Source organism: Peribacillus kribbensis DSM 17871, from assembly GCF_000430765.1.
In the GTDB taxonomy this organism is placed as follows: domain Bacteria; phylum Bacillota; class Bacilli; order Bacillales; family DSM-1321; genus Paraperibacillus; species Paraperibacillus kribbensis.
The window spans coordinates 312,514-324,735 of sequence record NZ_KE387242.1 but is presented as its reverse complement, the minus strand read 5'-3'; the positions used below and the strand labels follow the sequence as shown (position 1 = coordinate 324,735).

Sequence of the window (12,222 nt, the reverse complement as noted above, 5' to 3'; positions counted from 1 at the left end):
CAAAAGGGTTACCAAAAAGCTTCGTCTATTTTAGATGCAGGATTTGATGATGCCACCCAATTCTATGGAGAACCAGCTGACTACCATGTACATCTCCGCACCACTAATGTATTGGAAAGATTGAACTCTGAGATTCGAAGACGCGAACAGGTAATCCGTGTCTTTCCAAATCATCAGTCTGCTTTTCGCCTAATTGGAGCTGTGTTAATGGATTATGCTGATACGTTAGACTTGGGCGGCCGAAAATATCTTCATACTTCAAATTAGGAAACGTACACCAAAAGTTTTGGGAGGAGGAGGCTAGCCTCCTCCTCCCAAAACCTCATAAACATAGTGGTTTACATTGAACATTATTTTTACACAAGATGCTGGACTTGACTTTTAGAGAGCTTCTAAGGGACACTTTCCCAGCAGTCTGGTAACCTTTTGTCCTTTAGTTTTGTCCTTTAGATGGCTCCTATAAGACAATTCTTCTCTAGTCAGGCGGGATTTTTTCTATTAGAGGACTCCTATGGGACATTTCTACCTAGCCAGTCCAAAGTTGATTGAAAGTAATTCAAGGGATCTTATTTATAGTATTTGCATAAAATGGACGGGAAATTTTTATAATTCACTTGGTTTTTATGAGTTTTAAATTCTTTAAATGACAAGAAAACGGTATTTTCTCTAGAGACCTTTGACAAAACAAATCAGATTATAAATATATTTGTCTAATCCTGCGCTTTCCCGAGAAATAATTTATTTCCGAGACTTTCGGAATCTCCTTCTGAATCATCAAATTTATGTGTCAGCATGCATAGATTCTGCGATTTCCTTTTATTCCTGCAGCACGGAGAATACACTTCTCCATATACCCATAAAACCCAACGGTGGCTTATAAAAGAATTTTTCCTTCATCCATGTACCCCTGTTTTCTTCAGAAAACGTGTGATGATGAGTAAATGAGTGAAAAGAACCTTTTAACATTGAGTCAGTAAAGGAATATGGCCTGTCCATGTCAGTAATCCTTGAAGTTTACCATTGTCTTACCTCTGAATGGACAGCTTCCTAGGTCCCGCTCTCTCCCTTCTCCATACATCCTGACATCACCCCGGACACAGCACGTTCTCCTGAATCGGAAGTGGTCTTTTAATGAACCTCCACATTCTGAGCAAGAATCAAAACAAATCTGGATTGGAGCTTTTATATAAATCTCGTTATAGATAACGGGCATAGTTTTGCTCCTTTATAGTATGTACTAACAAAGCATTTAAGCATGCTTTTATATAGACTAATGATTTGATGAAAAACCACATTGTATTTTCTGTTATACCGTATAGACTATTCTGTTTCTCATAGTATTATTTTTCACTTCTTAATTGACTGGCTTGCAATCAGCATGATAAATATATAGTGGAACTTAATTCCTTTTAAAAAGAGGAGGAGTTTAATGGAACAGCTTCCCTGTACCGGCTGCCGAGGTTTGTGCTGCGGGCCAGTTGCCATTACAGAGTCTGAATTAAAAAAAATAAAGAAAAAAGTAAAAAACATGCCTCAAAAATCGCGCCATTCCCTTGAAGCACAACGCCGATTCCCTGGTACATGCATTTTTTACGATCAGGGAAAAGGACCGATGTGGAATCTACAGCGCCCGTCCACAGGCATGCAGCATGTTTGGCTATTATAAAGGAATGGCTTGCTTTCGAAAGCCTGATTTGGCAGTAAAAAGTATCCCGCCTATTGAAAAGACCGCCGGTATTCTATCCATTGATTTTACCTGGAGCTACTTTAAATAACTTTTGACATTTAATAGATTAGTATGAATTTAGGTACTTTTCTGCGGGAAAGCCCATTTTTTGGACTTGAGCGAACTCTCTACACCACTTCTCGGCGCGGCTTCCAAGCTTCTGATCTTAAGACCACCTCTCTAAACCACTTTTCAGGGTGGCGACCATCTTTTTGGTCCTGAGACCTCCTCTCAACTTTTAGGCGCAGCTTCCATGCTTTTTGTCTTGAGACCACCTCTCTAAATTACTTTTCGGTGTGGCGCCATCTTTTTGGTCTAGAGACCACCTTTCTAAACCATTTTTTCGGTGTGGCGACTATCGTTTTTGTCCTGAGAACCCCCTCTCTGATCCTTTTTCTGGCTGAAGGGACACTACTGATTTGGTTCTGAAGCGCAGTCTCTGAAACCTTACACAGCAGCGAGGTCCTGGTTTTGGTTATGAGATACCAAACCTCACCCAGGACTGTCATTCTACTTGGTTTCGATGTGCCTATTCTCCCTCATTCTCACGCTAAACCTTCTTATTGTTCCCTAGAGGTACTAAGATCAACCGTAGATTTGATTTCTTCATTCCTCACTTCCAGAAAGTACTCTTTATATACATGTTCTCTTCCTCCATTGATTTCGTACCATTTGCGGATTTTCTCATTATGCTCAGGATTGCTGCGCACTCTTTCTTCAATTTCTATATATTTCTCATAGCTGTCATATTCCCAGATTGCAAAGACTTCAGTCAGCGTCTCGTCTCGCTGCACCATCCATCTTCCTGTTAATCTAGCTCCGCATCTAATCTGGTTAGGCAGGTTTGTTTCAGTAAAGTGGTCATTCAAAATCTGTACAAACTCATTTTTCACCAAATAATATTTTTTTCTATAAAACAATTTTATTCACTCCTATTTTCATATTTTTCCATACAATTATTTCATGTTTATGCCTTTTCAGTCAATTAAATCTTAAGTTTCATGCCTGTTTTTGCTGTATTATTCATTATTTTTTCAAAAAATAAATACCCCGCCGGCAGCAGGGCATTTATCATATATATTACCTTTTATAAGTCGCTGTTGATTTTGCTGGAAGGACCAGGACATCGCCGACACACCCTTCTGTGCCTGGCAGCCATGCCTCAACCAGCCCTGCCCAGTCTTTCATCTGGTCGGTCACCGTCATAGGACGGCCGGAAACCAGTACATCCCGGACATTTTTCAATGTCAGCAGATCTAGCTTATTTAGGGTATAAATTGCTGGTATCTCCGTTGGATTCAGCATAAGGTTCTTCCCCAATTACCACTATGGCTGCATCATTGCAGGCTGCTCCTCTTCCACTTCCCCTCTCGGCCTGGATCATCTGTCAACCCTTTTCTTCCAATGTCATGCGGTTCATTGAATCAGCCACATACGTTTCAACTTTTTGCTTGGAATTCAGGTAAACCATACCGCCTTGACGTGATTAAGCCGATATTTTAAAAGGTGTGGCGCCAACCGCCAGGGTGAACAGAACAATGATGGCTGTTAAAAGTGAATTTATTGTTTTTGCTGCTCAGTTAGGTTTCTAAGATCTATTCTTGCTTATGGAGGAGCAGGAACCGGACATCCACAAATTCCTTTATGGCTTTAAGTACTCCTTATTTTTTATCTTCATCTCCTTAAGCAGGACAGGCCCACATGCTCTAAACCAATAAAAAAAGGGTTCTGGCAGTACCACGTCCCAGAACCCTTTTGCTTAAGCATGGATTTCAGTAAAAAATTGAGGCAGATGCTCCTTGTGGGCTTCGAGCATTTCATCCAATATTTGTTTCGCGATGGTGTCAGAAGGCACCAGCGGATTGATTGTCATGGCTACAAGTGCCGTTTGATAATCTCCTGTGACTGCCGCTTCGGCCGCCACCCGTTCAAAGGATTTGATCTGCTGGACCAGGCCTCTGACTGCTACCGGCAGATCTCCTACAGAAATTGGTTTTGGTCCTTCTTTCGTGATCACACAGTTTACTTCGACAGCTGAATCATCCGGTATGCTTGCGATGGCCCCATTGTTTCTAGTATTGACCGGCTGGATGTCCCGCTTATCATTGTAGATGGAATTAATCAAGCTGCAGGCTGCGTCACTATAGTAGGCGCCTCCCCGCTTTTCAAGCTGCGGCGGCTTGATATCCAGGTTAGGGTCCTTATAAAGCTCAAACAATTCATTTTCAAGCTTTTTGACGACTTCTGCACGTGTGCCCTTTTCATTTGCCGCATCTAGTTCTTCCTGCAGCATTTCACTCGTTTTATAATAATAACGGTGATATCCGCATGGAATGACACCCAGACCTTTAATAAAGTCCGGATCCCATGAAAGACCGGCAATGTTCTTCATGCTCATCGCATTATCTGGATCGGCCATGGAATCAATCACCTTCTGCTTGACGCTCACTCCGTCCAGCATCACATCCAGGCCGAACACCATATGATTCAAGCCGGCAAAGTTCACCTGGACCCTATCTGCCTCTACACCCAGCGCTTTTGCCATTCCCATGCGCATCCCAATCGGAACGTTGCAAAGACCGACCACTTTTTTAATATTGCTGTAACGGAGTACCGCTTCAGTCACCATTCCGGCAGGATTTGTAAAATTGACGAGCCACGCATCCGGGCACAGCTCTTCCATATCCTTGCAGATGCCAAGAATGACAGGGATGGTACGCAAGCCTTTAAACAGACCGCCGGGACCATTTGTTTCCTGACCGATCACTCCGTATTTCAATGGAATGCGTTCATCCTTTGCCCTGGCGTCCAGTAGTCCGACCCTGAATTGAGTCGTAACAAAGTCTGCATTCTTTAAAGCCTCTCTACGGTCCATGCTCAGGTGAATTTCAATCGGAAGCCCGGCCTTTTCCACCATGCGCTTTGCCAGATTGCCTACAATTTCAAGCTTTTCCTTGCCAGCTTCAATATCAACCAGCCAAAGTTCACTTACCGGCAGTTCTTCGTATCGTTTGATAAATCCTTCGATTAACTCAGGTGTATAACTTGAGCCTCCGCCAATGGTTACAATCTTAAGTCCTTGTTTCATGAAAGATCCCTCCGTTTTGTTTTAGTTTCAGCGGGCAGCCTATCCCTCTGCAAGAGTCCTGATTTCCTTCATTTCCTTGTACATACGGATCATCTCAGCAACGAGATCGCTAATGGTTTCCGTGCTCATCATTTGGTCCTCGGCATGCATCAGTATGAGTGAAAACTCTAATTTATTGCCTGAGGCCTCCTCCTGGATGAGTCCGCTATGAGCTTTATGGCCGTTATTTAAATATGTACGGGATTCTTTAAGCTTTTCTTCAGCCGTTTCAAAATCCCCTGATCTGGCTGCATAAAGACCTTCCATTATGAGGCTTTTGGCGGTGCCGACCTCGCTGATCAGGGTAAATGCGGCTAGTTCAATTCCTTCCATTTCACAACTCCTTCCTACTCGAGTAGTCTAATTCGTCCCCTAATGGGTCAGCCCGCCGCTAAAATCCAATGGATCCGCGGCGGGCATGCTGATTATGCTGTTTTCTTATTAGGATCGCTGCTGACTTCTGATACAACTGACTTATTGGATGCCATAACAAATGGCAGGTATACAATGGTTGATACAGCAAGGCAGACAAAACCCAGAAGAAGTGCGATCCAGTTTCCGCCTGTTCCGAAGAAGGCAATCAGCGGTCCTGGTGTTGTCCAGGGTACCTGGTAGGCAATCGGCGGAATCAATCCGGAAGCGATGGCTGTGTAGCCAATCACGATGTTGATCGCCGGAACAAGTATGAACGGAATGATGAGAATCGGGTTCAGCACGACCGGAAGACCAAAGATGATCGGCTCATTGATATTGAACAATCCAGGTGCGATAGAAAGCTTCCCGATATCCCTGTAATCCTTCCTCCTTGATGCGATGAAGAGTGCGATCAGAAGACCCAGGGTCATACCAGATCCGCCATAGTTGGCAAAGGCATCATTGATTGCCCAGGTTACAGGATAAGGGGCGCCCCATGCTGAACCGTGCTCAGCCACATAATTCAGGTTGGCAAGATTCGGCTCTGCAAACATGGCTTCCCGGATGGCCGCGATAGTATTTGGACCATGGATACCGAATACCCAGAGAAGGTTGGAAACGATCGCAAGGATGACCAGTGAGAAAATGCTTGTGCCCAGATTTTTCAGAGGTGTTTGCAGCATTGCATAAATCAGTTCATGGATTCCTTTTGGATAGAGTTCAAGAATGATAGCATTGGCAACCGCGAATCCTACTGTGAGGATCATGATCGGAAAAAGAACTTTAAATGATCTTGCGACAGCCGGTGGAACGGCCGGCGGCATATTAATCTGCAATTTGCTGGATTTTGACAGACGGCTGAACAGCTCTCCGACAATCAGGCCGACGATGATCGCCACGAAAAGCCCTTGGGCCCCAAGCCAGTTGGTGGTCAGGAAATTTGCTCCATCGACCACTTTGTATGCAGGATAGATAATGAAAAATACGGATAATGACGTTAAACCGCATAAAAGTTCATCAGCTTTTAAGGCAAGGGCTATGTTCCTTGCGACCAGGAACACAATGAACATGGCAAGGATGTTGGATGATCCATTCAGCACTGGCGTAAAGATATGCTGGTAATCGGATAAATGAGGAAATAGTTTATTAAGGAACAAGATTTTTGCAATAAATCCGTCAGGAGCTAAGACCGCAAAGTTGAGAAGTACAATCAAAGAGCCTGCAAGAGTAATAGGGAATGAAAGGATGAAGGCGTCCCTGATCGCCACAATGTGCCTTTGGGAATTCAGCTTGGACGCTACGGGTACCAAAGCTTTTTCCATGAACCTTTCAAAGCCTGTCATGAAACTCATAAAAATCCTCCTTTTTCATTTACCGTAATAAATCATCCAGCGTTCATCAGGCTCAATGCTTTTTCCAATACCGCCTTGCCATTCATCATGCCATAATCCCTCATATCGATGACATCCACAGGAACTCTTCCTCCAATGATGGAATCTACCTGAGCCTTTTGGTAACGCACCTGTGGTCCGAGCAATACCACATCAACCTGGTCTGACACCGAATCACATTCAGAAACCGGAAGCGCGAAAATTTCAAGTTCCACTCCCTGGTCTTTCGCGGCATCCTTCATTTTGTTTACCAAAAGGCTTGTTGACATACCGGCAGCACAAACTAATAGAATTTTTTTCATACAGTCCACTCTCTTTCCAATGAAATTTTTTTAAGACATCGTTTGCACATTTTTAACGGTGAGCCCGTTGTTCTCTATAACCTGTTTATACCAATAGAAGCTTTTCTTTTTTATTCTTCGGAGCTCCTTTTCATTCAGCTCATCACGGTCCACATACACAAATCCATATCGTTTTTGGTAGCCATTCAGCCAGCTGAGGATATCCGTAAACGACCAGGTGCAGTATCCGATCAGGTCCACGCCATCATTTAAAGCCTTCTGGCAGGCACCCACATGTGATTGGAGGAAGGCAATCCGATAATCATCATTGATTACATCTCCGCCCTCGAGTTCATCGAATTCACCAAGGCCGTTCTCTGTAATCAGGATAGGCAGATTATAACGGTTGGTAATCCGTCTCAGTCCTATCCGCAGACCTTCGGGATCAATTTCCCAATCCCAATTCGTTGTTTCCAGATGCGGATTTTTTCTTGTCTTAAACAATCCTGGAATCCCGCTGTCTGCAGTGGTTCCTTTTTTGCCGGTTGTATTCATCTCGGCATCCTGGACTCCATCGAGCGGGTTCATTTCCACAGTTCCAGATCTGTAATAATTGATGCCGATGAAATCCGGGCGTCCATATGTAAGCAAATCCCAGTCCCCTTCATGGACTGTTGGAGCCAGGTCTCGTTCCTCCAGGTACTTCCATGAAACCCTCGGATATCTGCCCCAGCAATACATATCAAGCCACCAATGATTATTCAGGTCTTCTGCATTTTCAGATGCCAGCACGTCGTTTGGATGGCAGGTAAATGGATAATTCGGGCCGTACGCAAAACTCGGACCGATCTTTCCATTTGGGACATATCGCCTAAATGACTGTATGGCCTTGGCATTGGCTAGGTTCGCTATATGATTGGCTTCATACATCCGCTTCAAATCCCGGACACCGGGCGGGTGAATGCCTAAACGATACCCAAGCCCAATAAATACATTCTGTTCATTCAAGGTTACCCAATATTTCACTCTGTCTCCAAAGCGCTTGTAAAGGGTTATGCAGTAAGTGTTGTAATCATCGATGATCTGCCGGGATTCCCATGCTCCATACTCCTCCATCAGAGCCTGCGGAACATCCCAGTGATAAATGGTCAAAATCGGCTCAATTTCATGCTTGATTAATTCATCGATCAGCTGGTCATAAAATTCCAGCCCTTTCTCATTCACCTCCCCTCTGCCGGCAGGATAAATCCTGCTCCAAGCGACTGAAAAGCGGTAAGCCTTCAGCCCCATCTCAGCCATCAAGGCCGCGTCTTCACGGAATCTGTGATAATGGTCAACTGCAATGTCCCCAGTCGTTCCCTGGAATGTAGTCCCTGGCTGCTTTGTAAACACATCCCACACGGAAGGCCCCTTTCCATCCACATTCCAGGCACCTTCCACCTGATAAGCAGCTGAGGCAGAACCCCAAAGAAAATCAATGGGAAAACCATCCTGCTTGTTGTGAATCATGATAACTCTCCTTCCTTGAATAAATTGTATCCGCTTACATTCCTCAGGTAAATGGTTTTTCACTGTTTTGTTTTTTGTTACTCTGTATTGTAATCTGTTTCAAAAACGCAACATCTTGTTACAAGAAAATTATGAATACTAGGTGAATAATAAGGACGAGGTTATGAGAGAACATACTATCCATTTTCCTGGATACGATGTTACGTTTCATTAACTGTTTCCGCTGCTCGCCGCCTGAGTTTTAGAGGTGTATTAAAAAGGGACATTCTTTGTTAAACGGCAGAAAAATGTCCTTCATCCCCGTGACGAAGGATATTTTTCTGCCTTTGGATCGTTGGATAAGCTTTACATTGTATTGGGCACGTTTTATTACACTGCTTCTATTTTTTTGTATTCTGGGTTATCGGATGGGCATGGCTGTTGATTTTATGCAGCTCACGGGCAATGGATTCAAGGATATATACAACTGGAATCTGGGTGGTGATATTGGAATCGTTGATATATTCCTCTGTAACATAGTAGGCGATATTCAGGTCGGACATTTTCGCTATGCTGCAGCTTTTGTGATTGGTAATGCTGACAATGGTGCTGCCTTCTTCCTTCAGTCTGCTGATCAGCTTGATAATTTCCAGTGTTTCTCCTGAGACTGACATGGCGATCGTGATGCTGTCCTTTAGATGCTGAGTGTGTATAGGGAAAAAAGGGTCTGTGATATGAAGAGAAAAGGTGCCGAGGCTGGAAAAATGCCGCGCACCGTATTCAGCCATGATGCCAGAGCTTCCTATTCCAATGAAGATGACATTATTTGATTTTGAAATTAGACCTGCGGTTTCCTGGATATAAGATTCAAAGCCTCCCTTTAAGGTCCTTTCCACAAATTCAGTAAGCGTGTGCTGAGAGCTTTTCAAATGGATGGTATCTTCTTTCTCCAGATACAGCTTCAGCTTCACTTTGAATTCTGAAAATCCTTCACATCCCACCTTGCGGCAAAAACGCAGGATGGTAGCGGTGGATACATGCGTTTCTGACGCAAGCTCCCTGATCCTCATAAATGAGACCTTCTCTGAATTTTGAAGAATATAATTATAAAGAGAATATTCCAGGTCATTAAATGTTTTTATTACTCTCTCCGGAAACATATCGGCCTCCTACAAAGTAGAATTCGCATTTTTTGGAAAGCGTCCTTTCCTACTAATTTAACATGTTCAATCCGCTTACACATTATTGAAATCTTTGAATCGGCTAATTAGTTTGACTGCCTTTTATTTTTCGGCAGTCACGGCTGTAACTCCTCCTTCTAAAGAACCATTTCCCACATAAAAGCAGGAGTGCCAATGAGGGTATCTCAAACACCCTTAATATGTATAGACTTATTTTTATGAATGTATATATAAGTGAGTTTACTAAATATTAAAAACACTTACAATAGCGGTCTTCATTCTATTAATATAGGATATGAACAGACTGATACGAACGTCAGTCATTCCAATAATGAAATTGGTAATACCTATTATGATTCAAACCCAGACATACATCCGATTGTATCTAACTTATAAACAGTTGGAAAATGCAGAGTAGTGACCTCATATTATTGAGGTCTTTTATTATGCACTTCTAATCATTTCGACCAGCCTACTATCAGGAAAGTAACTTCAGTGTCATGAACACAGAGTTTGGATCCAATACATACTCCGCAAACGGCAGGCAATAGTCAAAGCCGAACCGTTTATACAGAAGCTGTGCCGGCTGGAAGCTCTCCTGCGTGCCTGTTTCCAGGCTGAGACGGCTGTATCCCCTCATCTTTGCCTCTTCAATGATATGGGTAAGAATCCTTTTCGCGACTCCTTTTCGTAAATGCCCGGATGCCGTGCGCATAGATTTTATTTCTCCATGCGAACTGTCTAATTCCTTAAGGGCTCCGCAGCCCAAAAGCTCTCCATGTTCCCAGGCGCTCCAAAAGGTGATGCCGGGTTCTCTCAATTTTTCCAGATTAAGAGCATGCATGCTTTCAGGAGGGGACTGTGATTCCATATCCTGTAGATGCTCCCCGATTAAAGCTGCAATTTCAGATCCAGTTAAATCATCTATGATAATCTTCAAACCAACCTGCTCCTTTCTGTCTCTCCTATCCAATTCTATCTTATTGAATAAGTTCCCATACGTACAATGAATAGTATGAGTCATCATCATATAGAAAAAAGCAAGGGAAAGTTCCCTTGCTGGATTTGCTGCGATTAATACACTTTATCACCATTGAATATGGAGTTCTTCACGATTACATAATCCACATTGCGGATGGCCATGAGCTGGTCTCCGCCTGCATACGAGATGGATGATTGAAGGTCCTGTTCCATTTCGATCAGGGTATCCATGAGGCTGCCTTTGTATTCTACGTACATTTTCTTTCCTTCTACGTTTCTGCGTTCGCCTTTTTGGAATTCGGAGGCTGAGCCAAAGTATTCCTTGAAAAGCTTTCCGTCTACTTCTACCGTTACTCCTGGAGATTCTTCGTGCCCCGCAAACAGGGAGCCGATCATGACCATGGAAGCTCCGAAACGAATGGATTTTGCGATATCGCCATGAGTGCGGATTCCGCCGTCAGCGATGATCGGCTTGCTGGCTGCTTTTGCACACCATCTTAAGGCTGCCAGCTGCCAGCCGCCTGTTCCAAAACCCGTTTTAATTTTTGTGATGCAGACTTTTCCTGGTCCGATTCCAACTTTTGTTGCATCAGCACCGGCATTTTCCAATTCACGGACCGCTTCGGGTGTGCCAACATTTCCTGCAATCACGAAGCTGTCAGGCATCAGCTTTTTGATGTGCTGGATCATATGAATCACGGCATTGGAGTGTCCATGTGCGATATCGATCGTAATGTATTCTGGAGTCAGATTTTCATCCGCCAGCTGCTCAATGAAACGGTATTCCTCTTCCTTGACACCTACACTGATGGAAGCATACAGTCCTCTTTTTCTCATATCTTTTACAAATTCAAGGCGTCTTTCGGGCTGGAAGCGGTGCATGATGTAAAAATAGTTATTCTCTGCAAGGTAAATCGAAATTTTTTCATCAATAATGGTCTGCATATTCGCTGGAACAACAGGGAGTTTAAAAGTCCTTCCGCCAAAAGTGACCGTTGTATCACATTCTGACCGGCTGTTTACGATCGATTTTGCAGGGATCAATTGAATATCTTCATAATCAAATACATTTTCCATAAGGCACACTCCTAATTTCTTTAATTATCAACTAAGTAACTTATTATTCTAAATTTTTGGTCGACCAATTTTATTTTAGGAAACATCATTTTTCTATCTCCCGTCCACAAAAGAGTATAAAACACGAACGATATAATGTCAATTAATAAAATCATACGTATTTTTTAAAATAGCCAATTTAAACAGCCTTTCTGCAGTAAAAATTAAATTAGATTTTCCGCGATATGTTGTAAGCCCTTTCTTCAAGAGAAAATTTTCATCCTCCTAAGCGCCATTTTCTAAGCATATAAAATGACTAATAAAGGCAATACGAGGGATTTCGGATTGCTGTGGATGCAGCCGGAAATATCTACGCAGCCGGCTTTACGAGTTCCACTGATTTTCCTGTAACACCGGATGCTCTTTCTCCCCAATTCAATGGCGGAAATCCCCTCCAACGAGACACTGCCATTCCATTTGTAGTAAGCGGCAAGCGATCCCATGAACTGGAATCAATGCGGCACATCCTGAAGAATTCAACAAAGCGCTGCTGAACTTTCTTCAATCATAAAAAAAC

General features: G+C 43.2%; 12 protein-coding genes and 1 pseudogene. 3 read left to right on the top strand and 10 right to left on the bottom strand.

Going from position 1 to position 12,222, the window contains the following annotated elements; all coding sequences use genetic code 11:
- Window positions 1-267: transposase (locus H539_RS0123785; protein WP_026695594.1), on the top strand; the 267-nt coding region annotated here is incomplete at its 5' end.
- 1,162 nt (window positions 268-1,429) lie between these two features.
- Window positions 1,430-1,666 (top strand): hypothetical protein, encoded by a 237-nt coding sequence (locus H539_RS29595; protein WP_342664037.1) that lies wholly within the window; start codon window positions 1,430-1,432, stop codon window positions 1,664-1,666.
- Between the two features lie 620 nt (window positions 1,667-2,286).
- Here H539_RS29595 and H539_RS0123770 read toward each other — a convergent pair.
- The 10 genes from H539_RS0123770 to guaC form a co-directional block, all read right to left on the bottom strand.
- Window positions 2,287-2,646, bottom strand: a complete 360-nt coding sequence (locus tag H539_RS0123770) for an NIPSNAP family protein (protein ID WP_026695593.1) — start codon at window positions 2,644-2,646, stop codon at window positions 2,287-2,289.
- Between the two features lie 160 nt (window positions 2,647-2,806).
- Window positions 2,807-3,031, bottom strand: coding sequence for a hypothetical protein (locus H539_RS0123760; RefSeq protein ID WP_026695592.1), 225 nt, complete (start codon window positions 3,029-3,031; stop codon window positions 2,807-2,809).
- Between the two features lie 454 nt (window positions 3,032-3,485).
- Window positions 3,486-4,814 carry a 6-phospho-beta-glucosidase gene (locus tag H539_RS0123750; protein ID WP_026695591.1) on the bottom strand — a complete coding sequence of 443 codons (1,329 nt, stop codon included), beginning with the start codon at window positions 4,812-4,814 and terminating at the stop codon, window positions 3,486-3,488.
- A gap of 39 nt (window positions 4,815-4,853) precedes the next feature.
- The gene (locus H539_RS0123745; RefSeq protein ID WP_026695590.1) at window positions 4,854-5,186 is read right to left on the bottom strand and encodes a PTS lactose/cellobiose transporter subunit IIA; all 333 of its coding nucleotides are present in this window, start codon (window positions 5,184-5,186) and stop codon (window positions 4,854-4,856) included.
- Between the two features lie 92 nt (window positions 5,187-5,278).
- Window positions 5,279-6,619 carry a PTS sugar transporter subunit IIC gene (locus H539_RS0123740; RefSeq protein WP_026695589.1) on the bottom strand — a complete coding sequence of 447 codons (1,341 nt, stop codon included), beginning with the start codon at window positions 6,617-6,619 and terminating at the stop codon, window positions 5,279-5,281.
- Between the two features lie 32 nt (window positions 6,620-6,651).
- Entirely contained in the window at window positions 6,652-6,960 is a 309-nt protein-coding gene (locus tag H539_RS0123735; protein ID WP_026695588.1) for a PTS sugar transporter subunit IIB, read from the bottom strand.
- Between the two features lie 30 nt (window positions 6,961-6,990).
- Window positions 6,991-8,448, bottom strand: a complete 1,458-nt coding sequence (locus H539_RS0123730; protein ID WP_026695587.1) for a glycoside hydrolase family 1 protein — start codon at window positions 8,446-8,448, stop codon at window positions 6,991-6,993.
- A 380-nt stretch (window positions 8,449-8,828) separates the two neighbouring features.
- On the bottom strand, window positions 8,829-9,587 hold the full coding sequence (locus H539_RS29590) for a MurR/RpiR family transcriptional regulator (RefSeq protein ID WP_035323880.1): 759 nt from the start codon (window positions 9,585-9,587) through the stop codon (window positions 8,829-8,831).
- Window positions 9,588-10,086: 499 nt separating this feature from the next.
- On the bottom strand, window positions 10,087-10,548 hold the full coding sequence (locus H539_RS0123720) for a GNAT family N-acetyltransferase (RefSeq protein ID WP_026695586.1): 462 nt from the start codon (window positions 10,546-10,548) through the stop codon (window positions 10,087-10,089).
- A 134-nt stretch (window positions 10,549-10,682) separates the two neighbouring features.
- Entirely contained in the window at window positions 10,683-11,666 is a 984-nt protein-coding gene (gene guaC / locus H539_RS0123715) for a GMP reductase (protein WP_026695585.1), read from the bottom strand.
- Window positions 11,667-11,986: 320 nt separating this feature from the next.
- Between guaC and H539_RS33475 the strand changes: the two are divergent.
- Window positions 11,987-12,199: pseudogene (locus H539_RS33475) on the top strand (hypothetical protein); the annotation flags it as partial.
- Between the last annotated feature and the right edge of the window lie 23 nt (window positions 12,200-12,222).